Genomic DNA, 20,359 nt, shown 5'->3' on the forward strand with positions numbered 1-20,359 from the left:
GCTAGCCCTCCCTCAGCACATTGAGGGCATACCATCCCCAATAGACGCGGTGGCGCCGGATCAGGCCGTCCTCGATCTCCATGATTTCGACCAGGTCCATCTGATCGCCCTCAGGCGACTGGCGCGGATATTCCCATGTGAGGACGCGGCCGTCGCTGAAGAAACCCTGCTTGAAGCGTTTGCGCTGCGGCGGATTGGTGCGGAACACAAGCGTGATGAACTCGCGCAGTGCATCCTTGCCGCGGACAATCCCCTCGCGCGTCTGCATCAGGTGCTGAACCAGCGGGCTTTCGATCGAGGCCTCGGACGCATAGAGCGCCAGCGCCGCCTCGAGATCCTTGTTGCCAAGGGCCTCGTCCCAGAGCCTGTAGATGCGTTCCGCATCGTTCCTGTCGGTTGTCATGGCTGTTCTCTTTCTCTCCGTTGACCTGTGCCGATCAGAGCGGATAGGGCGGCTGTGATGTTTCAGGAAAATCTGAAATGAGTTTCGAAGCCTCCGGATTGCAGGTAGGACTGTTCCGATCGATTTGGAGGACGAAGCTGTGGGATCATCCGGTCAGTCCGTGCAGACGGGATTCGCGCGGATCGCCGAGGCGCTGGGCGATCCGGCGCGCGAGGCGATGGTCAGCGCGCTGGCCGACGGCAAGGCGCTGCCCGCCGGTGAGCTTGCCTCCGTCGCCGGCATCTCGCCGCAGAGCGCCAGCGCGCATCTGCAGAAGCTGGTCGATGCGCGCGTGCTGTCGGTCTGGGCGCAGGGCCGGTTCAGGTATTACCGGATCAGGGACGACGACGTTGCGGCGCTGATCGAGAGCCTGGTCGACCTTGCAGCCAGAGCGGGCGCCGCGCGCAAGCGTGTGATGCCGGCCGAGCAGCTCAGGCAGTCACGCACCTGCTACCATCATCTGGCGGGCCAGCTTGGTGTGTTGCTGTCCAATGCGCTGATACGGCGGCGGCTCGTCGTGGTCGATGGCCGCGCCGGCCGCGTGACCGAACAGGGGCTGGCGTGGTGCCGGGCCGAGGAGATCGATTTCGATCCGGCGCGTCAGCCGCATCTGCGCGCTTGCAACGACTGGACCGAGCGCGTGCCGCACCTCGCCGGTCCCTTTGCCAACGCCGTGCTGGCGCGGCTGCTCCAGACGCGCTGTGTTGCGCCGCACCGCATTCCGCGTGCGCTGCGCATCACGGACCGGGGGCGAGCGTTCTTCGATCGGCTTGGCGTGCAGGTTCCGTTCTGACTAGCGGCCGTCCTCGACTTCCGTCTCCGGGCGGTCATTGCCGGCCGCGGTTTCGGTGTGCCATTTCCCGTCTGATGTCTCGTACTCGATCGCCTCGGTGCGCCCGGGCACGCGCTGCTCGGCAGCGACGCGTCGCGCGGCGGCAAGTGCCGCGGCATGGGTCGGAAACGGTTCCGAAAACACGCCGCTGACGGTATAGGCCCAGCCGCCGTCGTGCTGGACGACCTTGTAGATCACGTGGCTCATTGGAACCTCTCCGCCGTGGACGATCAGGGGTGCCAGACTAGACCACGATGTCGCATTTTGCAGCAGCCGATCGTCCTTGAGGGAGCAACCCATGACCGGGGACAGGGAGACCACCATGTGCCGCAACATCAAGACGCTGTTCAACTTCGAGCCGCCCGCTACCGAGGACGAGATCCAGGCCTCGGCGCTGCAATTCGTGCGCAAACTGTCCGGCTTCAACAAGCCGTCGCTGGCTAACGAGGCCGCGTTCAACCAGGCCGTGACCGAGGTGTCCGAGACGGCGAGAAGGCTGCTGATCTCGTTGCAGACCACCTCGCCGGCGCGCGATCGCGAGATCGAGGCGGAAAAGGCCAAGGAGCGTTCGCGGCTGCGGTTCGGCTGAGATTGGCGCCAGTCCGTGATCCAGCTCACGGACCAGCGGCGCAGCACCAGGCAACATCGCCGTCCACCCGGCCCGGAGCAACGCCATGAAGCCTGCCGTCCTGCTCACCCTCTGTTCGATCGCATTCGCCGTTCTGTGGACCTGCGGCATGCTGTGGTCGAGCGGGGTGATCGACCGCACCAATGTCATCATCCTGTCGATCTGCGGGGCATTCGCAGGCGTCGCCTGGTACTACGCCATGCGCTGGGTGTTCCAGTTCATCCGCCTCGTTCCGCCCGGCGATCGCTAGATCGCCAACGCGCGAACCGCACGCTGTTTGGCGTCCGCGGAGCTGAACGCGTTACTTCTTGTCCTTCTTGTCCTTGTGACGGTGCTTCTTCTTTTTCTTGTGATCGTCGTCCTCGCCTGAATCATCCTCGCCGAAGTCGCCGGTATCGACGTCGTCATAGGCGATCGCTTCCGCCGCCGCGCGCTCAGCGGCCTCGTGCTCGGCCTGCTCGATCGCTTCGCGCTCTTTGGTGCGCTTGTAGTCTTCGTAAGCGTCGAAGATCATGTGCAGCCACGGCATCACCTGGTCGAGCGACGGCAGTTGGCCGGCCGGTCCGGCTTCACCGCGCGGGCCTGCCGGTCCCGGGGCGCCTCGCGGACCAGCCTCACCGCGCGCGCCTTGCGGGCCTGCCTTGCCCTGTGCGCCAGGCTTGCCCTGCGGGCCGGCCTTGCCGATCGGGCCGGCCTTGCCGACCGGACCCGGCTTGCCGCGCACGCCTTCCGCCCCCGGCCGTCCTGGATGTCCCTGCGGACCCGGTCGGCCCGGCTCGCCCTGGCGGCCCTGTGGCCCCCGGCGGGAAGTTGTGTCGTCAGCCACTGCGATGCTCCGTCGAGATGTGGAGCCGTTTGTAACAGAGGTTGGACGACGGCTTCAATTCCGCCGGCCGGCGCCGACGCAAGGATCAACAGTCATAATTCGATGCGTCTTGCGATCGATCCGCCGATCTGAACGGCTACGCCGCCGCGCGTTCGCTGTGCGGCGGCACCTCGACGCCGTCGGCGGAGTATTCGCGGATCTTGTTGCGCAGGGTGCGGACCGACAGTCCGAGCACGCGCGCGGCGCGGGTGCGGTTGCCGTCGCAGCGCGCCAAGGTCTGCAGCACGAGCTCGCGCTCGACCTCGCCGACGGTGGCGCCAATGAGCAATGGCACGACTTCATTTGGGGCCAGCGACGGCAGCAAAGCTTCCGGCGACGGCAGGGTGGACGCGTAAGACATGACACCTCCCGATCAACGCTCGCCTCAGCGATGAAGCGGAAACATCGAGAATGAACTACCCCTAGTCCGTAATTTCACGGTGAGCCGGTTTGGTTAACAACGTCTTAACGCACCCCTAACCATCTGCGTTGTAAGGAAAATACCCCGAAATCGCCACGATTGCGGTTCCATCGGTCACAGTGTCCGATAGCCGCCATCGACCATCAGGATCGTGCCGGACACATAGGCCGCGAGATCAGATGCGAGGAAGATCGCGGGACCCACGATGTCCTCCGGCTTGCCGGCGCGGCCGAGCGGGGTGTGGTCCATGAACACCTTCACCAGATCAGGATTGGTGGCGCGCACCTTCTCGTTCAGCGGCGTCTCGATGAAGCCGGGGCCGATCGCATTGACCCGTACGCCGTCCTTGCCGAGCTCGGCGGCGAGCGCCTTGGTGAAGCCGAGCACGCCATGCTTGGAGGCGGTATAGGCCGGCGAGCTCGGCGTGCGCAGGTGCACAAAGGACTGGATCGAGCCGATATTGACGATGCGTCCCTTGGTCTTGCGCAAGGGTGCGAGGAACGCATGCGTCACGTTGAAGACGCCGGTCAGATTGATCGCGATGATGTCTTCCCAGTCCTTGATCACGGCCTCGTCCGCGCCGAGCATGCCGTTGCGGCGGGCAATGCCGGCATTGTTGACCAGGATCGAAACCGCTCCGACCTTGTCGGCGACAAGTTTCGCCATCGCGGTACAGGCGTCGCGATTGGTGACGTCGAGTTTGAAACTTTCCGCCTTGCCGCCGGCATCGCGGATGTCCTTTGCCGCCTCGGCAGCCGCCTCGCCGTTCATGTCGAGCAGCACGATGCGCGCACCCTCCCGCCCATAGCCCAAAGCGATCGCGCGCCCGATGCCGGAGCCTGCACCGGTGATGACGGCGATGTGATTGTCGAGAAGGGGCATGGCGTTTCCTCGTCTATTTTTGGATGTTGTCGACAACACTATTCAAAACTGCAGCAAGTGAAACGCCAAGCGGTGTTTGCGCGTTGCTGTTATCCGAATTCGGATGATGCCTATGGACTCGAACATGCACCCGCAGATCAGGCAATGGAAACTCGCGATCGAGCGTTTTTACGCGACGCCCGATCCTGACTATCGCGAGATGGCCCGGATGGTCGCGGAGATCGCGGCGACCGATCTCGACGAGACGCTGCGGCAGGCGGCCGCACAGGTGCTGCCGATCCTGCGCCGGGCTGCGTTGACATCCGCCGACCGCCGCACCCGGGTGATGGCACTGCGCCGCCTCGGCATCATCGGCGACGCGCTGCATATGCTCGCGATGCCGCTGTTCGGCCGGCGCGGCCTGGCGCCGAAGGCGCCGACGCAGGAGGATCAGTATCGGCAATTGCTCGGCCTGCCGCTCGGCCGCCGCCTCGCCACGACCGAAATCCATCAGGCCTTCAAGCACGCTGCCAAAACGGCGCATCCTGACGGTGGCGGCAACGGGCCGGCGTTCCACGAACTCGCCGCCGCGCGCGACGCGCTGATCAGGCATCATTGAAGTGACGCAGTGATTCCAGACAGCGCAAGCGCGGGCTCCGCGGCGTAACCGCGTGCCCGCCCGGTGCATTCGATCAGAGACGCTCAGAACGAGCAGGTGCCGTTGCTCAAGAGACCGGTCTTGTAGGCAAAAGCGGCCTCGAAGGTCGGCAGCTCCTCGCTGACGACGGCATAGTTCGACGGCCACGGCACGGTCGGGATGCTCTGGTCCCAGATCTGGCAGACGCCGGTGTCCTGCCAGCGGATCAGATGATAGGGCGTGGCGCTCGCGGGGCCTGCTGCGGCAAGCGCAGAGATGGTGACGGCAAGGGCGGCACAGGCAATCGGCAGACGACGCAAGAAACGAGGCATGGGAAATCTCCGGTTTGAAAAAGTCTTGCTCCGCAAAGGCAATTTGGGAGCTCTTTTGAGAGCGCTGGGGCGTGTCGCCCCGGACATGATTTGAGTGTTGGAACCCGGCGGTCAGGTTCAATGCTGACCGCGCGGAAAAGCTCGCGATGAGCGGGCCGCCGCTGTCCCAAATTGCGCCGCCTTGTTTGCTTGCTACAGTTCGCCAGGCGCGATTCGCTTGATGTCGCGATGTGACAAACATTTTGGGGAGACCGCACCAATGAGAGCATCCGTCCTTCGTGCCGCGCTGGCAGCACTCATGGCCTTCGCGGGCCTCGCCGTCTCGTCCGCCGTCCGCGCTGACAGTGGCTTCGTGACGCTCGTGATCTACAAGGCGGGATGGATCATCGGCGGCTCCGGCGGCAGCGGCACGCTCACGTTCCGCGGCCGCTCCTATTCGCTCTCCACCGGCGGCCTCGACTACGGCCTGGTGTTCGGCGGCTCGAAGACCGTGCTGCGCGGCCGCGTCAGCAACATCAACCGCGCCAGCGACATTGCCGGCGTCTACGGCGCCGCCGGTGCCGGCCTCGCGCTCGGCCGCGGCGCCCGCGCGATCGTGCTCACCAACCAGAAGGGCGCGGTGCTCGAGTTGACCGGGCATCAGGTCGGGCTGATGGCGAACGCGGATTTGAGCGGGCTGGCGATCACGATGCGGTAGGGATGCGTAGGGTGGTCTCCGCTCCTCGCGGCAACCTCTCCCGTCGTCCCTGCGAAAGCAGGGACCCATAACCACCGAATTACGTAAGCGAGCGAAGTCGACTCCGCTTGTGCCCTTTCCGCGGGCCGCGGCGTATGGGTCCCGGGTCAAGCCCGGGACGACAGCGAGCATGTTGCGCCGCTTGCGAGTCATACATCCGCATTCTCGCGGCGCGATTTGCCCGAGTTTTGCGAGGGGGCTTGCGCCGTCGGGCAACTCAGTGATTGGGGTGCGGCAGCCCGATCGGCGCGCTGCCCCCGCATGTCCCGGCGGACATTTCAACGGCGTCGCGCATCGGCTAGATTGGCGCGAATCGATCCGCCTCTCACATCATCCGGAGTATCCCCCATGAGATTGTCATCCGCCGCCCGCGCCGTGCTGCTCGCGCTGGGGCTGCTCGCCGGATCGTCCGCCGCCCTGGCCGACGAGGGCGCCGTGACACTCGTCATCTTCAAGGCGGGCTGGGTCTTCGGCGGCTCGATCGGCAAAGGCGTCATGACCTTCCACGGCCAGACCTACGGGCTCACCGCCGGCGGGCTGGACTATGGTCTCGTCTTCGGCGGTTCCCAGACCACGTTGCAGGGCAAGGTCCGGAACATCCGCCGGGCCCAGGACATCGCCGGCGTCTATGGCGCGGCGGGCGTCGGCGTTGCATTCGGCGCCGGCGTGCGCGGCATCGTGCTGACCAACCAGAACGGCGCGATCCTGGAATTGGCCGGCAAGCAGCTCGGCCTGATGGCCAATGTCGACCTCTCAGGGCTCGCGATCACGTTGAAGGAATAATGCGCTCCGCGATCTTTCCGCTCGTCATTCCGGGCTCGCGCCAAGAGGCGCGCCCCGGAATGACGGGGGGAGTTATTGTCCCTTCACCGCAGCCACGCCCTCGATCTCGATCAGCATCTGCGGGTTCGGCAGCGCCAGCACCACGCAGGTGGTGCGCGCCGGATAGGGCGCCGGCCCAAACGCCCCGGCATAGAGCGCGTTCATCGTGGCGACGTCGGCGGCGCGGGTCAGCAGCACGTTGACCTTGACGAGGTCGCGCATCGTGGCGCCGGCTTCATCCAGCACGCGCTTGAAATTGGTCACGACATTGGCGAACTGCGCCTCGAACGTGTCAGGCAGCGCGCCATTCGCATCGAACCCGGGAATGCCGGAGATAAACAGCAGGTCGCCGACGCGGGCGCCGAACGAGAGCGGCGGGGACTTGATGCCTGGCGGGGGAGGGAAGTGTTTTATCGACATGGGCATCCTCGCTTGGTCACTGAAAGATGAGAATAGCTGCGTAGCCCGCATGAGCGAAGCGATAAGCGGCGGGCGTTGCCCCGGACATCGCTCCGTTCATTCGAGCTACTGACGCCCGATCCACTCAGCCAGATCGCGCCACGGCTGCAACGTCCAGGTCCCGGACGCTGCGCCCGAGGGTGACGATAGCACGAACACGTCGGGAAAGTCGCTCACCGACGGCTGCTGGCCGAGCGCGATCGCACTGGTCGATCTGTTGTAGAACAGGCTCGCCGCCTTCTTGCTGGTGAAGGCGATGGTCTTCGGTCGATATTTCTCGATCTTCGCGCGGAAGCCCGCGACGTCGAACGATTGCCTTGCGATCTCGTGATCCATCCCTGCGCCGGACTTGGAGAGATCGGTGAAGCCGATGCCGAGCGCGAGCAGCGCGGCGAACTCATCCGGCTGATAGCGCCGCGGCGTGATGGCGGCCTCATGCAGCGCGCGCCAGAACCGATTGCCGGGATGGGCGTAATAGTGCCCGACCGCGGCCGAGCGCGTGCTGGCCGCGGTGCCGACGAAGACAAGGCGCAGGTTGGCGCGGAGCTGGTCGGGGAGGCGGTGAGTGATGGCGTCAGGTGATGACATCATGCGTGTAGCCCGGATGTAGCGCAGCGAAATCCGGGAGCGGTGTACCCGCGGATGGACTTCTCCCGGATTGCGCTCCGCTCCATCCGGGCTACGCCAGCCGGCTGCCAAAACATCGAAAACAACCCCATGCAAAGTAGCCGGCGGTTGCCCGCGTTCGACATGACGACTTGACACGTCGGGCAACTCAGCGGTATTATTCCATTATTCCGAAATAGTGCATGCGTCCCTCGCCCCGCACTATCGCACCCCAGCGCCTCAACGCAAGTTGCATGGCCGATCCTGCGGTTGCCTGCTCCGGCAAAACGGTCTGTAATCCAGCCAACAGAGCCAAGAAGAATTCCGGAGCGGGAAATGACCGAAGCGGCCAAAACCCATTACGAGGTGATCGTCGTCGGCGCCGGCGTGGCGGGCATTTATCAGATCAAGCGGCTGGCCGATCTCGGCATCGACGCCACCGTGCTCGAAGGCGCGCCCGATCTCGGCGGCACCTGGTACTGGAACCGCTATCCCGGCTGCCGCTTCGATTCCGAGAGCTACACGTACGGCTTCTCGTTCTCACGCGAACTGCTCGACGAGTGGCACTGGAAGGAGCGCTTTTCCGGCCAGCCGGAGAATTTGCGCTACCTCAATTACGTCGCCGACAAGTTCGATCTGCGCAAGCATATGCAGTTCAACTGCAAGGTCGAGGCGATGCGCTTCGACGAGGCGCGCGATCTCTGGCATCTCACGACCAGCGACGGCCGCACGCTGACCTGCCGCTTCGTGGTGCTCGCAATCGGACTACTCTCGGCGCCGACGATGCCGCGCGTGGACGGCGTTGACGACTTCAAGGGCCGCTCGTTCCATACCTATTACTGGCCGCAGCAACCGGTCGATCTCGCCGGCAAGAAGGTCGCCGTGATCGGCACCGGCGCCACCGGCATCCAGGTGATCGGCGAGATCGCCGACAAGGTCGGCGAGCTCACCGTGTTCCAGCGCCGGCCCAACTGGAGCGCGCCGCTCAACAACAGCGCGATTTCCGAAGCCGAAATGGCCGACATCCGCGCGCGCTATGACGAGATCTTTGCGGCCTGCGCGCTGACGCCGGGCAGCTTTGTGCACGGGCCCGACAAGCGCGGCTTCTACGAGGTGACGCGGGAGGAACGGCTGGCGCTGTGGGACAGACTCTACGACGAGCCCGGCTTCGGCATCTGGCTGGCGAATTTCCGCGAGATTTTCATGGATGAAGCCGCCAATGCGGAGTTGTCCGAATATATCGCCGGCCGCATCCGCCGCCGCGTGCACGATCCCAAGGTTGCCGAAAAGCTGATCCCGAGGGATCACGGCTTCGGCGTGCAGCGCCTGCCGCTGGAGACCAGATATTTCGAGGCCTATAACCGCGACAATGTGCACCTCGTCGATCTCAAGGAGACGCCGCTGGAGCGCATCACCGAGACAGGCCTGCGCACCACCGAGCGCGAATATGAGTTCGACATCATCGTCTACGCCACCGGCTTCGATGCCATCACCGGCGCCTATGATTTGATCGACATCAGCGGCATCGGTGGCGAGAAGCTCGCCGACAAATGGAAGCAGGCGCCGTCCACCTTCCTCGGCATGCTGGTCCACGGCTTTCCGAACCTGCTGATGCCGACCGGCCCGCAAAGCGCCTCCGCCTCGACGAACTTTCCACGCGGCATCGAGAACGGCGTCAACTGGTGCACGAACCTGCTGCAATACATGTGGGACCGCGGCTCGACTCGCGCCGACGCCACGTTGGAGGCGCAACAGCGCTGGACCGCGCATGTCGCCAAAATGTACGAGATCATGCTGATGCGCAAAGCCAAGTCGTGGTTCACCGGCTACAACTCCAACGTGGCGGGGCACGAGGAGGGCACGGTGCGGTACTTCGTCTACAACGGCGGCACGCCGAAGTTTTTGGGGATCATCAACGAAGTGGCGGCGAGGGGGTATCAGGAGATTGCGCTTAGTGCGGGTTCAGGTACCAGTATACGGGCGGCGGCCCCTCGCGCGTTAGCGTAGACTTTTGCATCCAGCCTCATGCAGCAGCTTCTTGTGAAGCGGGCGTAAGGCCGTGGGTCATTTCGATCCTTTGCGTTGCATCCGCTAGCGATCCTTGTTCGGTGAGCTCTCTAGAATTGAAGCAAGTCCCTTTCTACGGCGCTCGACGCGATCTTTCACTTCCTTTGTTAGCCTGGGAACTAGTTGGCCTTCCAACTGAAGAAACAGTCCCCAATGTGTCTCACAAAACCAACTGTGGTCTTCCGGCCGAAGTTCGACGTAAGGAAACGAGTCTTCAACGGTTAGTTCGCTTCCTGATTTTTCTCTCCAAGATGCAAATCGAGAGTCATCTCCGAGTACGCGACCGTCAACTATTCGACGCAGCATCTCGAGATCGGAAATGTACCCCCTCTCTTCTAGGCAATCATGGATCTCACGGAACACCCCGTAAGCTTGGTAAAGGGCATATCGGCCCTCCGTTAGGCGAGGTTTTCCGTTCGCCCCTTGTCTCGCTTTCCCGGTGCGGTTGAGCGCAAGCATTACGGAATCTGCTTCTTCATTGGCGTCGAGAACGAATGCACAAAAGGTAGGCCATCCTCCGAACACTGCGGCGTCAAACGATACGCAATCTTTTTGTGCGTCTATATCGCCGATGCGTTCTTCAAGGTCGACTAAGAATGGCAGTGCCCAAGCCTCTTCGAACTTCTCGCGGTTCATTTCGGCGACCATTCCGACAACATTATCAGATGTCGCGCGTTCAATCAGCCGCGGGAAGATGGTCGCAAATTCGTCCACTTTGATGCGGGATAAGAAGTATGCAGTAAAGTATTCTTGGAATGACCGATGACTGAAAGTGTACTCAAACCCATCCCGTATCAGCATGCAGACGCTTTCGGTGAGGTCACTTCGAAATAGCGTTTTTTCGACATCTATCTGAGACGATTCAATTGCCTGCTGTATAAAGCTCAACGTTTGATCGGATGTGAACGAATTCGTTTTCCTCGCGTAGGTAATCATACAAAAATAGGCAAATAGGCGTTTGAAGTCGTCTAACGGCAATGACGTATGACGCTTCCTTTGGAATCCGGCCTTTGTCGCGTCATGCTTACCAAAGAGAGCCTCGAACGCATATTCGTAGAACAGGTGAATCTTGGTGGGCACTTCAGCAAACTGCTCAAGCGTGATCAGCATCATTATTGTCAGAAGAGGATTCGTTAGAAACTGAACGTGTTCCTCGTATAATCCCTCGCCTAGCTTCCGCTTAAAGACACTCTTGGCGTCTGCGTCATACGGAATGTTATCGATTAGGAGTTCGACCTGTTGCTTTGTAAGGGGTTGAACCTCGAACACGTGAAATGTCTGCCACCTAGCGAACGTTTCGGCGGGGCGACTGGAGACAAAAATCCACGTATTGCGAAAGCGTGCTGCTAGTTCGTTTATCTCGGCTTCGCGTTCGATTCGCCTGTCGTGATTGATCTCGTCGACGCCGTCTAACATGAGGATGATGCGCCCTGTCTCTAGGGCGTACCGAAGTTGCTTGTCGGAGAACCCATCAATGTAGTCTGCAATTTTTAATTGAACATAATCTCGAAGAGATGTGCCGGAGTGTTCGTTTAGCTCTCGCAATTCTATCAGAATAGGAAGTCGTTCCGTCTGAACCTCAAGGAATTTTAGGTAAAGATAGCGCATCAACATCGATTTTCCGGAGCCAGCGGCGGCTGAAAATAGCACGTTCCTATAGCTCTCGATCTCTATTAAGAAATCCTCGTCACGCGATATCGCTTTGGAGCGCGCCACATATAGATTCACATAAAGATCGGAAAACGGAATCGGCGTGCTGCTCGAGATGATCGTTTTGACGACTGCAAATCGTCTGAGATTCTCCTCAACAAAGCGAGAAAAACCCTTTCTAAAAACTACCTCCAACTTCGCTTTAGCCCGACTGGCAACGCCCATGGCGGGAGATGCAAATACTCCTGCTAACTTGGTGATGAGCGGAGCAAGCTTCGTTATTGAAATAGCTTCAATAGCCATGATCATTCTCTTGAGCGGAATCTGGCTCGCGGCGATGAACTTCCTGCACAATTGTCATTTGACATGACTTTGTCATTTCGCGCTGGTGTTCGCAACCTAGACGTACAAAGCCGGGCTGTCGCCCGGCTCTTTGAATTTTTGATGCGCCCAGAGTCAATCGCGGACACGACGATAGAAGGCGAGTCCCCCTTACAACACCCGGTTGCTCTCCTTCACCTTCTCCGCATCGAGATACAGGTTCTCGCCCATCTCCTTGAACTTGGCGCTCATCGACGCCATGCCGTCCTCGATGGTGCCTGAGATCGACATCCCGACTCCCGTCGGATCATTCAGCGTCGCCGCGTAGTCGCGGACGTCCTGCGTGATCTTCATCGAGCAGAACTTTGGGCCGCACATCGAACAGAAATGCGCGACCTTGTGGGCTTCCTTCGGCAGCGTCTCGTCGTGGAAGCTCTTCGCGGTCTCGGGGTCGAGGCCGAGGTTGAACTGGTCCTGCCAGCGGAAGTCGAAGCGGGCGCGCGACAGCGCGTCGTCGCGCAGTTGCGCGGCGGGGTGGCCCTTGGCCAGGTCAGACGCGTGGGCCGCGATCTTGTAGGTGATGACGCCGACCTTGACGTCGTTACGATCTGGGAGACCCAGATGCTCTTTCGGCGTGACGTAGCAGAGCATGGCGCAGCCGAACCAGCCGATCATGGCGGCGCCGATGCCCGAGGTGATGTGGTCATAGCCCGGCGCGATATCGGTGGTCAGCGGCCCGAGAGTGTAGAACGGGGCTTCGCCGCATTCCTTGAGCTGCTTGTCCATGTTGATCTTGATCTTGTGCATCGGCACATGGCCGGGGCCCTCGATCATGACCTGGCAGCCCTTCTCCCACGCAATCTTCGTGAGCTCGCCGAGCGTCTCCAGTTCGGCGAACTGCGCGCGGTCGTTGGCGTCGGCGATCGAGCCGGGGCGCAGGCCGTCGCCGAGCGAGAACGAGACGTCATACTTGCGCATGAGGTCGCAGATCTCGTCGAAATGGGTGTAGAGGAAGCTCTCCTTGTGATGCGCCAGGCACCACTTCGCCATGATCGAGCCGCCGCGCGACACGATGCCGGTGACGCGGTTGGCGGTGAGGTGGATGTAGGGCAGGCGGACGCCGGCGTGGATCGTGAAATAGTCGACGCCCTGTTCGCACTGCTCGATCAGCGTGTCCTTGTAGAGCTCCCAGGTCAGCTTGACGGGATCGCCTTCGCACTTCTCCAGCGCCTGATAAATCGGAACGGTGCCGATCGGCACCGGCGAGTTGCGCAAAATCCATTCCCGCGTGGTGTGGATGTTGCGGCCGGTGGAGAGGTCCATCACGGTGTCGGCGCCCCAGCGGATCGCCCACACCATCTTGTCGACTTCCTCCTCGACCGATGAGGTCACCGCCGAGTTGCCGATATTGGCGTTGATCTTGGTCAGGAAGTTGCGGCCGATGATCATCGGCTCGAGTTCGGCGTGGTTGATGTTGCAGGGGATGATGGCGCGGCCGCGGGCGATCTCGCTGCGGACGAACTCCGGCGTGACGAAGGCTGGCACCGCGGCGCCGAAGCTTTCACCGTCGGCAAGGGCTGCTTCCGCGCGCTCGAGCTGGGTCTTGCGGCCGAGATTCTCGCGCTCGGCGACGTAGATCATCTCCTTGGTGATGATTCCTGCGCGGGCGAATTCGAGCTGCGTGATCTTGTGGCCGTCGAGGCCGCGCAGCGGCGTGTGATGCGCGGTGAACGACTTTGCGGCATGCGAGGCGCCGACATTGCCGTTGTCCTCAGGCTTGACGTCGCGCCCTTCATATTCCTCGACGCCGCCGCGCTCCTTGACCCATGCGAGACGGTTGCGTTGCAGGCCGGCATTGACGTCGATGGTGACATCAGGGTCGGTGTAGGGGCCCGAGGTATCATAGACCGGCAGGTTCGGCTCGCCGGCGCCTTCGGAGAGGATGATCTCGCGCAGGGGCACGCGGATATCAGGCGCGGAATCGGGCGTCGCGAAGATTTTTCGCGAGGAGGGGAGCGGGCCGGTGGTGACGGCGGGGAGTGTGGTGTCGGGGTTGGAGCGGATGTTCATGGGGATCCTCCGTTTAGTCGTTCTGTGCGATTGCGTTGTTCTCGTCACCCAGAGGAGCGCGAAGCGCGTCTCGAAGGGTCGACGAGCCGGGCCGTCGCCCTTCGAGGGCCGCTGAAGAAGCGGCCACCTCAGGGTGACGGGGATGCAGCGAGCCTCTTTCCCATCGTCGTCCCGGCGAAAGCCGGGACCCATAACCACTGGGTTGGGTTGTTGAAGAAGGCTGTGGCCCCAGCGTCCCGCAACAATAGCCTTCGGTGGTTATGGGTCCCGGCTTTCGCCGGGACGACATCGAGTATGTGGCGTCATCGAAGGTCATACATGACATTCTCTCAGGGTGACGGATAACGAGTATTTTCATCACGCGGCCTCCACGTTGAGGCCGAGCCATTGTTTGACCCGGGCATCAGGGTCGGCGTTCTGGGTCACATCGCTGACGACTGCGATCGAATCGGCGCCGGCGGCAAAAATCTCGGCCGCGTGCTCGAACTTGATGCCGCCGATTGCGACCAGCGGGATGCTGCCTACGCGCTTCTTCCATTCCGTGATCTTCGGAATGCCCTGCGGCGCGAAGCGCATCGATTTCAGCGTGGTCGGAAAAATTGGCCCGAGTGCGATGTAATCGGGCTTTGCGGCCAGCGCGATCGTGAGTTCGTCGTCATCATGGGTGGAGATGCCGAGCGTCAGCTTGGCGTTGCGGATCTCCGCGAGATCGGCGTCGGCGAGGTCTTCCTGGCCGAGGTGTAGGTGCTCGGCGCCCGCGACGATGGCCGCGCGCCAGTAATCATTGACCACGAGTTTTGTCGCGGTGCCCTTCGTGATCGCCAGCGCGTCGGTGACGATCTGCAGCGCCTGGCCGTCGTCGAGCTCCTTGGCGCGCAGCTGGATGGTGCCGACGCCGAGCTTTGTCAGGCGTTCGACCCATTTGAGGCTGTCGACGACAGGATAGAATTGATCAGGATACGGCATGCCAGAACGGGGTCCCAACAACAGGGGTGGACGGGGAGGCGAAGTCGCGGGCGTCCATCAGCCCGGCTTCAAAAGCGGTGCGGCCGGCCTCGACGCCGAGGCGGAACGCGTTGGCCATCGCAACGGGATCGGCGGCTTTTGCGATGGCGGTGTTGAGCAGCACGGCGTCGTAGCCGAGTTCGAGCGCTTCGGCGGCATGCGACGGCGCGCCAATGCCGGCGTCGACCACCAGCGTGATGTCGGGCAGCCGATCGCGCAGCAGTTTTAGTGCATCACGGTTGATGATGCCCTTTGCGCTGCCGATCGGTGCGGCCCACGGCATCACCACCTTACAGCCGGCATCGACCAGCCGCGTCGCGACCGAGAGGTCCTCGGTGCAATAGGGGAATACTTCAAAACCGTCCTTGATCAGGATGGTCGCGGCTTCGACCAGGCCGACCACGTCGGGCTGCAGCGTGTCGTTGTCGGCAATCACTTCGAGCTTGATCCAGGAGGTGTCGAACAATTCGCGTGCCAGCTTTGCGGTGGTCACCGCCTCCTTGACGCTGCGGCAGCCCGCCGTGTTCGGCAGCACGGTGACGCCGAGCTCGCGGATCAGCGACCAGAACGCATCGCCGGTCTTGCCGCCCGCCGCCTCGCGCCGCAGCGACACGGTGACGATGCCGGCGCCGGAGGCGCGGATCGCGCTCTGCATGATCGCGGGCGAGGGGTAGAGCGCTGTGCCGACCAGCAGGCGCGAGGTGAAGGATTTGCCGTAGAAGGTCACCATGTCCGAGGTGTCTCCTCAAATGTAGCCGTCGTCCCTGCGAAAGCAGGGACCCATACGCCGCGGCCTCTCCTTGGGGCACGCGGGGCGACGTTCTTCGTCAAATGGCCGGTCGTGGTTATGGGTCCCTGCTTTCGCAGGGACGACGTGGGGAAAGTTCGTGCGCTGTTAGTCACATCACCCTCCCTGCCGCGGCGTGATGATCTCGATCTCGTCGCCGGCGTTCAGCGCGGTCGCAGCCCAGCGGCTCTTCGGCACCACGTCGTAATTCACCGCGATCGCGAAATGCGTGCCTTCGTAGTCGAGCTCGCTGAGCAGCGTGTCGACGTGGGAAGCTGCGATGTCGCGCTGCTCGCCATTCACGATCACGCGCATTGCATCACCTCGTTGTCGATCTCGCCGCGCGCGACAAAGCTAAGCGTCAGCTCGGCCAGCGCCGGCGCCAGCAGGAAGCCGTGGCGGTAGAGCCCGTTGATGCTGATCTGATCCTTGTCGATCGCAATCTTCGGCAGATTGTCGGGGAAGGCGGGCCTAAGCCCCGAGCCGAATTCGACGATCCGCGCCTCGGCAAAGGCCGGATGCACGGCGTAGGCGGCGCCGAGCAGCTCCAGCGCCGAGCGCACGCTGACGCCTCGATCCTCGGCCTCGATCGAGGTCGCGCCCAGCATGAAGCGGCCATCGCCGCGCGGGATCACGTAGAGCGGCCAGCGCGGATGGATCAGCCGCACCGGGCGCGACAGCTCGACCTCCGCGGTCTCGATCACGATCATCTCGCCCTTGACGCCGCGCAACGAAGGCGCGCGGTCGCGTGCGGCGAGGCCGCGGCAATCGATCACGAGGCCGTCGAGATCATCGGCCGCGACGTCGCTGTTGAAGGTGACGGTGCCGCCGGCCTTCGCGATTGCGGCATGGAGCTGCGGCAGCACGCGGCGCGGCTCGACATGGCCCTCGTCGGGATAGAACAGGGCGTCACGGAAGCGGCCCTCGAGCGACGGCTCGAGGTCGCTGACGCCTTCGGCGTCGAGCCTGCGATGGCCGGTGGTGAGGCGCGCAAAGCGCTCGAAATCGGCGCGGTCGCGCGGATGCGCCACCACCAGCGAGCCGTTGAACGGGGTTTGCGGAAAATGCTCGCGCCACAGTGCGAGCGAGCGGATGCCGAGTCGCGAGATCACGGGCTCGGAGGCTTCAGCCTCGCACCACGGCGCCAGCATGCCGCCGGCCCAGTGGCTGGTGGCATCAGTCATCGCGGCGTCACTGCGCTCGTGCAAAGTGACCGCGTGTCCTGCTTGCGCGAACAACAGCGCTTGCCAGGCACCGGCAACGCCTGCGCCGATAATCGAGACGGGGGAATCCCCCCGCGGTCGTAACGTCTGATACATCCCTGTCCCTTCGCCGGCATGACCCGGATCAGGTTCAAAGGGTCACCGCGGTCCCGGGCTGATCGCCATCTCTGGCTAAGCCCAAGCTTGCGGTATCTCAGCTCCTCCTTCGGAGCACCCCTCGGAACGCCTCTAATGTAAGCCGATGGGTGGGAGTGTCAACGCGTTATGCCAGGGGACCCCGCGCCTGTGACGCAACACAGCTGTCTTGGCAGCTATTTTGAGGCCTGTTCCGGCTTCGCGTCGGCGGTATCGGTCGTGTGCTGCTCCTGCTTGGCGAGTTCCTTCGGCGGGGCACTCTCGCCGACCTGCTTCGCCTCCTTGAGGTGCTCGATGCGCTGGTGCTTTGCGGCGTAGTAATATCCGCCCGCGAAATAACGCACGGCTTGATCGAAATCACCTTTGGCAGCGCGATAGGCGCCGGCGAGGTATTTGATGCCGTAGGTGAGGTTGGTCTCGGCGTCACGCAGGCCTTCGGCGGTACCGGTGTAGCCGAGGCCGCGGGCGGTCGCGAGCTTGATCTGCATCATCCCGATGGCGCCGCCGCGCCCGATCAGCCGCGGCTGGTACTTGCTCTCGCGCACGATGACGCGATGCACCAGCTCTTCCGGCACCAGGTTGGCCTTGGCGTGGGCCGCCACGACAGCCTCATACTGGGCGCGGGATTGCGCCTGCGCGCTGCTGCAAAACGCCAGCAGCGCTGTCGCGGTGAGCCAGGCAAGGGCTTGAAGGGTCTTCATGTCGGATCGCTTGAGGCCGTTCACAATGTGTCAGGTTCTGCGTCCTCAATGGTACGGCGAGCGGGCAGGAATGTGGCAAAACCTCCGCACGACCAGAGGTATTGGAGTCCATCGTTCACCCTGCCGTCCGTGACGGGGACCGACGCCGACAAGATGCTTCAAATTGTCGGAGCCGATTTTGCCGCACGCTGCGGGTTGCAGATTGTCGTGCAAACGACTCAACCGAGTTGTAGAATGCGTGATAACAGCGTGCGCTTTGAGTCAGCCTATCTGTCCATTCAGCAGCACCAGAGAAAACGCCTTAGGGAGATGCGCCATGACTCGTCAAGATATGACTCGTCAAGATTTGGCCCGTCAGGACTCCGGCACTTCACCTCGCGAAAATCCCTGCGCGCAATGCGGCAAGCCGATCCTGCGCCCGGACTGGGTCGAGCACGGCGAAGGCCGCACCATTTATCTGTGGAATTGCCGCGCCTGCAATTATCGTTTCGAAGCGATCGCGATCTACGACCACGCGCAGCTGACGCCGCTCGCGGCGTAAAGTTGCCTGATCAGGCCGCCGATCGCTGGGCCTGCTGTTGACGCACCGGCAACTGAATCCGGACCACCAGGCCATGCGGCTGCCGGTCGTGCAGCGACAGCGTGCCGCCATGCGCGAGCACGATGGCGTTGGCGATCGACAATCCCAGGCCAAAGCCCTCGGCCTCGTTCATGTTGCGCGCGTCGTCGCCGCGCACGAACGGCTCCAGCACATTGGTCTTGTGCGCGTCCGAGATGCCCGGGCCGTCGTCCTCGACGTCGATGATGAGGCTGTCCGGCTTGACGTCGAGATGGACGGTGGCCTGTCCGCCGAAGCGCACCGCATTCTCGACCAGATTGGTGATGCTGCGATGCAGGTCGCCGGGCCGCGCCGTTGCCATCGCGTGCTGCGGGCCCTCGTAAGTGACCTTGTGCCCCATATCGGCGAACTGGTCGGTGACCAGATGCAGCGTGCTCGCGATGTCGACCAGCGTCATCTCCTCGAGCTTGCGGTCGTTGCGCAGGAACGACAGCACCGATTCCAGCATCGAGCGCATCTGGTCGAGATCGCGCAGCATGCGGTGGCGATGGGTCTCGTCCTCGATGAATTCCGCGCGCAGCCGCATCCGCGTGATCGGCGTCCGCAGATCGTGGCTGATCGCGGCCAGCATCTTGGTGCGATCGTCGATCAGGCCGGTGATGCGCTCGCGCATCCGATTCAGCGCCTTGGCGAGCAAACGGATCTCCTCCGGGCCGCGCTCGGGCAGTGGCGCTGCGGCGCCGCTCAGGCTGAAGGTCTCGGCGGCCTTGACGAAGGACGACAGCGGCGCCGTCAGCGCCCAGGCCGCCCACAGGCCGAGCAGGGTGACGCTGATGACGGCGAACAGCACCGTCATCATCCAGGGCCCGCCCCAGAACGGCCGCATGCGCTGATCCGGCATCAGATCGGCTGATATCATCTCGCCATCAGGCAGTCGGATGCCGACGCGTCGGACCTCGCCGTCATGCGACGCAGCACCGGCCTCGTGCGGCAGCAGGAAGACGCGATAGCCGGCCCCGAGACGGCGCAGCGCGTGCAGGCTCGGCGCGTCCGGTTCGGTCAGCGTGCCTGCATCGGCCGGCAGGTCGCCGATCGCGAGCTGCGGGAAGGCGCGCGCGATGTCGTCCTTCAGCCGCGGCCGCTCCGCTGCCGGGGCATGCCCGAGCAATTGCGCGGCGGCGGCGAGCTGGGTGTGCCAGCGATCCGACGGCTGGGGCTGGTCGGGGCGGTGGATCAGGAAGCTCGCGGTGAAGATGAGATGCAGCGTAACGATCGACACGACCACCAGGGCTGCGATCTGTGCGCCGATCCCCCGCAGACTCAGCACGCGCAGGAGTTTCATCTTCAAGTGCGTTTCATGGTCAGTTGGCCGTGGTTGCGACCGCCTCCACCCTCGGGGTGAACATATAGCCGCCGGAGCGCACCGTCTTGATCATGGTGGCCTCCTGCGGATCGGGCTCGATCTTGCGGCGGATGCGGCTGACCAGCACGTCGATCGAGCGCTCGAACGAGCCGGCGCTGCGGCCCTGCGTCAGGTCGAGCAGGCTGTCGCGCGACAGCACGCGGCCGGGCCGCTCGCAGAAGGTCCGCAACAGGTCGAATTCGGCACTGGTCATGGCGACCCGCGCGCCTTCAGGATTGCGCAGCTCGCGCAGACGGATGTCGATGCGCCAGCCGAGGAACGACAGCGTGGTCGCGCCCTCGATCGCGCTGGCGTTGCGGGCGGCAGCCTGCCGGCGCAGCACCGCGTTGATCCGCGCCAGCAGCTCACGCGGGTTGAACGGTTTGGCCAGATAATCATCGGCGCCCATCTCGAGGCCCAGGATGCGGTCGACGTCCTCGCCGCGCGCGGTCAGCATGATGATCGGGGTCTGCGATTCCGCTCGCACCTTGCGGCACAGGCTCAGCCCGTCCTCGCCCGGCAGCATGACGTCGAGGATCAGAAGATCCACCCGGTGGTCGGCCATCGCCCGGGCCATCTCGCGGCCGTCGGAGGCGGTGGTGACGTTGCAGGAATTGGTGCGGAGATACTTTGCGATGAGGGCCCGCGTTTCGCGGTCGTCCTCGACGACAAGGATATTGGGCGCTGCCTGGGTCATACCGAGTCTTGTGTCCGTGATTCGGGGAGAGCGGCTGAGGATTTTTGTTTCAGTATGTTTCTAACTGTTGCCTGGCACGGCACCTGCGAATTAACAGGTCG

At 63.1% G+C, this 20,359-nt stretch carries 25 protein-coding genes and 1 riboswitch; of the genes, 8 read left to right on the forward strand and 17 right to left on the reverse strand.

The window, feature by feature from the left end; genetic code table 11:
• Position 1: 1 nt before the first annotated feature.
• Positions 2-403, reverse strand: a complete 402-nt coding sequence (locus UP09_RS00155) for a nuclear transport factor 2 family protein (RefSeq protein WP_063840124.1) — start codon at positions 401-403, stop codon at positions 2-4.
• A 139-nt stretch (positions 404-542) separates the two neighbouring features.
• On the opposite strand from UP09_RS00155, the gene UP09_RS00160 reads away from it, so the two are divergent.
• A complete protein-coding gene (locus UP09_RS00160) occupies positions 543-1,235 on the forward strand; it encodes an ArsR/SmtB family transcription factor (protein WP_156164369.1) in 693 nt (230 codons plus the stop codon).
• On the opposite strand, the gene UP09_RS00165 is transcribed toward UP09_RS00160, so the two are convergent.
• Positions 1,236-1,481 carry a DUF2188 domain-containing protein gene (locus UP09_RS00165; RefSeq protein WP_044535985.1) on the reverse strand — a complete coding sequence of 82 codons (246 nt, stop codon included), beginning with the start codon at positions 1,479-1,481 and terminating at the stop codon, positions 1,236-1,238.
• Positions 1,482-1,596: 115 nt separating this feature from the next.
• On the opposite strand from UP09_RS00165, the gene UP09_RS00170 reads away from it, so the two are divergent.
• Positions 1,597-1,863: a DUF2277 domain-containing protein gene (locus UP09_RS00170; protein ID WP_044536181.1), complete on the forward strand. Its 267-nt coding sequence runs from the start codon at positions 1,597-1,599 to the stop codon at positions 1,861-1,863.
• Positions 1,864-1,948: 85 nt separating this feature from the next.
• Positions 1,949-2,152 carry a hypothetical protein gene (locus UP09_RS00175; RefSeq protein WP_044535986.1) on the forward strand — a complete coding sequence of 68 codons (204 nt, stop codon included), beginning with the start codon at positions 1,949-1,951 and terminating at the stop codon, positions 2,150-2,152.
• Positions 2,153-2,203: 51 nt separating this feature from the next.
• On the opposite strand, the gene UP09_RS00180 is transcribed toward UP09_RS00175, so the two are convergent.
• From UP09_RS00180 to UP09_RS00190, 3 genes are all read right to left on the reverse strand, one after another.
• Positions 2,204-2,728 (reverse strand): collagen-like protein, encoded by a 525-nt coding sequence (locus tag UP09_RS00180; RefSeq protein ID WP_156164370.1) that lies wholly within the window; start codon positions 2,726-2,728, stop codon positions 2,204-2,206.
• 136 nt (positions 2,729-2,864) lie between these two features.
• A complete protein-coding gene (locus UP09_RS00185; protein ID WP_044535988.1) occupies positions 2,865-3,128 on the reverse strand; it encodes a helix-turn-helix domain-containing protein in 264 nt (87 codons plus the stop codon).
• 174 nt (positions 3,129-3,302) lie between these two features.
• On the reverse strand, positions 3,303-4,070 hold the full coding sequence (locus tag UP09_RS00190) for an SDR family NAD(P)-dependent oxidoreductase (protein WP_044535989.1): 768 nt from the start codon (positions 4,068-4,070) through the stop codon (positions 3,303-3,305).
• A 112-nt stretch (positions 4,071-4,182) separates the two neighbouring features.
• Here UP09_RS00190 and UP09_RS00195 point away from each other — a divergent pair, with 112 nt between their 5' ends.
• Entirely contained in the window at positions 4,183-4,668 is a 486-nt protein-coding gene (locus UP09_RS00195; RefSeq protein WP_245301716.1) for a hypothetical protein, read from the forward strand.
• A gap of 83 nt (positions 4,669-4,751) precedes the next feature.
• Here UP09_RS00195 and UP09_RS00200 read toward each other — a convergent pair whose 3' ends face one another.
• Positions 4,752-5,006, reverse strand: a complete 255-nt coding sequence (locus UP09_RS00200; RefSeq protein ID WP_044536183.1) for a hypothetical protein — start codon at positions 5,004-5,006, stop codon at positions 4,752-4,754.
• A gap of 271 nt (positions 5,007-5,277) precedes the next feature.
• On the opposite strand from UP09_RS00200, the gene UP09_RS00205 reads away from it, so the two are divergent.
• On the forward strand, positions 5,278-5,715 hold the full coding sequence (locus UP09_RS00205) for a hypothetical protein (protein ID WP_044535990.1): 438 nt from the start codon (positions 5,278-5,280) through the stop codon (positions 5,713-5,715).
• A gap of 387 nt (positions 5,716-6,102) precedes the next feature.
• Complete coding sequence (locus tag UP09_RS00210; protein ID WP_044535991.1) at positions 6,103-6,537, forward strand: hypothetical protein; 435 nt, start codon at positions 6,103-6,105, stop codon at positions 6,535-6,537.
• Between the two features lie 72 nt (positions 6,538-6,609).
• Here UP09_RS00210 and UP09_RS00215 read toward each other — a convergent pair whose 3' ends face one another.
• Both UP09_RS00215 and UP09_RS00220 read right to left on the reverse strand, forming a co-directional pair.
• Complete coding sequence (locus UP09_RS00215) at positions 6,610-6,996, reverse strand: RidA family protein (protein ID WP_044535992.1); 387 nt, start codon at positions 6,994-6,996, stop codon at positions 6,610-6,612.
• A gap of 105 nt (positions 6,997-7,101) precedes the next feature.
• Positions 7,102-7,626: a mismatch-specific DNA-glycosylase gene (locus tag UP09_RS00220; protein WP_502689022.1), complete on the reverse strand. Its 525-nt coding sequence runs from the start codon at positions 7,624-7,626 to the stop codon at positions 7,102-7,104.
• A 351-nt stretch (positions 7,627-7,977) separates the two neighbouring features.
• Here UP09_RS00220 and UP09_RS00225 point away from each other — a divergent pair, with 351 nt between their 5' ends.
• Complete coding sequence (locus tag UP09_RS00225) at positions 7,978-9,648, forward strand: flavin-containing monooxygenase (RefSeq protein ID WP_044535993.1); 1,671 nt, start codon at positions 7,978-7,980, stop codon at positions 9,646-9,648.
• Positions 9,649-9,732: 84 nt separating this feature from the next.
• Here UP09_RS00225 and UP09_RS00230 read toward each other — a convergent pair whose 3' ends face one another.
• The 7 genes from UP09_RS00230 to UP09_RS00260 all read right to left on the reverse strand — a co-directional run bounded on the left by UP09_RS00230 (position 9,733) and on the right by UP09_RS00260 (position 17,600).
• Positions 9,733-11,661: an NACHT domain-containing protein gene (locus UP09_RS00230; RefSeq protein ID WP_197082575.1), complete on the reverse strand. Its 1,929-nt coding sequence runs from the start codon at positions 11,659-11,661 to the stop codon at positions 9,733-9,735.
• 189 nt (positions 11,662-11,850) lie between these two features.
• A complete protein-coding gene (gene thiC / locus UP09_RS00235) occupies positions 11,851-13,749 on the reverse strand; it encodes a phosphomethylpyrimidine synthase ThiC (RefSeq protein WP_044535995.1) in 1,899 nt (632 codons plus the stop codon).
• Positions 13,750-14,106: 357 nt separating this feature from the next.
• A complete protein-coding gene (locus UP09_RS00240; RefSeq protein ID WP_044535996.1) occupies positions 14,107-14,715 on the reverse strand; it encodes a thiamine phosphate synthase in 609 nt (202 codons plus the stop codon).
• Complete coding sequence (locus UP09_RS00245) at positions 14,702-15,484, reverse strand: thiazole synthase (protein WP_044535997.1); 783 nt, start codon at positions 15,482-15,484, stop codon at positions 14,702-14,704. The genes UP09_RS00240 and UP09_RS00245 overlap by 14 nt, the downstream gene beginning before the upstream one ends.
• A gap of 174 nt (positions 15,485-15,658) precedes the next feature.
• Complete coding sequence (gene thiS / locus UP09_RS00250; RefSeq protein ID WP_044535998.1) at positions 15,659-15,856, reverse strand: sulfur carrier protein ThiS; 198 nt, start codon at positions 15,854-15,856, stop codon at positions 15,659-15,661.
• Complete coding sequence (locus UP09_RS00255; protein WP_044535999.1) at positions 15,847-16,860, reverse strand: FAD-dependent oxidoreductase; 1,014 nt, start codon at positions 16,858-16,860, stop codon at positions 15,847-15,849. The genes thiS and UP09_RS00255 overlap by 10 nt, the downstream gene beginning before the upstream one ends.
• A riboswitch (TPP riboswitch) is annotated at positions 16,848-16,992 on the reverse strand. It overlaps the preceding gene by 13 nt.
• An 83-nt stretch (positions 16,993-17,075) precedes the next feature.
• A complete protein-coding gene (locus tag UP09_RS00260; protein ID WP_044536185.1) occupies positions 17,076-17,600 on the reverse strand; it encodes a lytic transglycosylase domain-containing protein in 525 nt (174 codons plus the stop codon).
• A gap of 316 nt (positions 17,601-17,916) precedes the next feature.
• Between UP09_RS00260 and UP09_RS00265 the strand changes: the two genes are divergently transcribed.
• Positions 17,917-18,141 (forward strand): hypothetical protein, encoded by a 225-nt coding sequence (locus UP09_RS00265; protein ID WP_082069910.1) that lies wholly within the window; start codon positions 17,917-17,919, stop codon positions 18,139-18,141.
• 10 nt (positions 18,142-18,151) lie between these two features.
• Here UP09_RS00265 and UP09_RS00270 read toward each other — a convergent pair whose 3' ends face one another.
• Entirely contained in the window at positions 18,152-19,501 is a 1,350-nt protein-coding gene (locus UP09_RS00270; RefSeq protein ID WP_044536001.1) for an ATP-binding protein, read from the reverse strand.
• A 19-nt stretch (positions 19,502-19,520) separates the two neighbouring features.
• Positions 19,521-20,258 (reverse strand): response regulator, encoded by a 738-nt coding sequence (locus UP09_RS00275; protein WP_044536002.1) that lies wholly within the window; start codon positions 20,256-20,258, stop codon positions 19,521-19,523.
• Positions 20,259-20,359 lie beyond the last annotated feature (101 nt).

The sequence above is a fragment of the Bradyrhizobium sp. LTSP885 genome, assembly GCF_000938305.1.
Classification (GTDB): Bacteria; Pseudomonadota; Alphaproteobacteria; order Rhizobiales; family Xanthobacteraceae; genus Bradyrhizobium.

What these genes read in the sequence shown, in the direction of transcription:
- UP09_RS00155 (WP_063840124.1), bottom strand. Translation starts at nt 403, where the DNA reads ATGACAACCGACAGGAACGATGCGGAACGCATCTACAGGCTCTGGGAC.
- UP09_RS00165 (WP_044535985.1), bottom strand. Translation starts at nt 1,481, where the DNA reads ATGAGCCACGTGATCTACAAGGTCGTCCAGCACGACGGCGGCTGGGCC.
- UP09_RS00170 (WP_044536181.1), top strand. Translation starts at nt 1,597, where the DNA reads ATGTGCCGCAACATCAAGACGCTGTTCAACTTCGAGCCGCCCGCTACC.
- UP09_RS00175 (WP_044535986.1), top strand. Translation starts at nt 1,949, where the DNA reads ATGAAGCCTGCCGTCCTGCTCACCCTCTGTTCGATCGCATTCGCCGTT.
- UP09_RS00185 (WP_044535988.1), bottom strand. Translation starts at nt 3,128, where the DNA reads ATGTCTTACGCGTCCACCCTGCCGTCGCCGGAAGCTTTGCTGCCGTCG.
- UP09_RS00190 (WP_044535989.1), bottom strand. Translation starts at nt 4,070, where the DNA reads ATGCCCCTTCTCGACAATCACATCGCCGTCATCACCGGTGCAGGCTCC.
- UP09_RS00195 (WP_245301716.1), top strand. Translation starts at nt 4,183, where the DNA reads ATGGACTCGAACATGCACCCGCAGATCAGGCAATGGAAACTCGCGATC.
- UP09_RS00205 (WP_044535990.1), top strand. Translation starts at nt 5,278, where the DNA reads ATGAGAGCATCCGTCCTTCGTGCCGCGCTGGCAGCACTCATGGCCTTC.
- UP09_RS00210 (WP_044535991.1), top strand. Translation starts at nt 6,103, where the DNA reads ATGAGATTGTCATCCGCCGCCCGCGCCGTGCTGCTCGCGCTGGGGCTG.
- UP09_RS00215 (WP_044535992.1), bottom strand. Translation starts at nt 6,996, where the DNA reads ATGTCGATAAAACACTTCCCTCCCCCGCCAGGCATCAAGTCCCCGCCG.
- UP09_RS00220 (WP_502689022.1), bottom strand. Translation starts at nt 7,626, where the DNA reads ATGATGTCATCACCTGACGCCATCACTCACCGCCTCCCCGACCAGCTC.
- UP09_RS00225 (WP_044535993.1), top strand. Translation starts at nt 7,978, where the DNA reads ATGACCGAAGCGGCCAAAACCCATTACGAGGTGATCGTCGTCGGCGCC.
- UP09_RS00230 (WP_197082575.1), bottom strand. Translation starts at nt 11,661, where the DNA reads ATGGCTATTGAAGCTATTTCAATAACGAAGCTTGCTCCGCTCATCACC.
- thiC (WP_044535995.1), bottom strand. Translation starts at nt 13,749, where the DNA reads ATGAACATCCGCTCCAACCCCGACACCACACTCCCCGCCGTCACCACC.
- UP09_RS00240 (WP_044535996.1), bottom strand. Translation starts at nt 14,715, where the DNA reads ATGCCGTATCCTGATCAATTCTATCCTGTCGTCGACAGCCTCAAATGG.
- UP09_RS00245 (WP_044535997.1), bottom strand. Translation starts at nt 15,484, where the DNA reads ATGGTGACCTTCTACGGCAAATCCTTCACCTCGCGCCTGCTGGTCGGC.
- thiS (WP_044535998.1), bottom strand. Translation starts at nt 15,856, where the DNA reads ATGCGCGTGATCGTGAATGGCGAGCAGCGCGACATCGCAGCTTCCCAC.
- UP09_RS00255 (WP_044535999.1), bottom strand. Translation starts at nt 16,860, where the DNA reads ATGTATCAGACGTTACGACCGCGGGGGGATTCCCCCGTCTCGATTATC.
- UP09_RS00260 (WP_044536185.1), bottom strand. Translation starts at nt 17,600, where the DNA reads ATGAAGACCCTTCAAGCCCTTGCCTGGCTCACCGCGACAGCGCTGCTG.
- UP09_RS00265 (WP_082069910.1), top strand. Translation starts at nt 17,917, where the DNA reads ATGACTCGTCAAGATATGACTCGTCAAGATTTGGCCCGTCAGGACTCC.
- UP09_RS00270 (WP_044536001.1), bottom strand. Translation starts at nt 19,501, where the DNA reads ATGAAACTCCTGCGCGTGCTGAGTCTGCGGGGGATCGGCGCACAGATC.
- UP09_RS00275 (WP_044536002.1), bottom strand. Translation starts at nt 20,258, where the DNA reads ATGACCCAGGCAGCGCCCAATATCCTTGTCGTCGAGGACGACCGCGAA.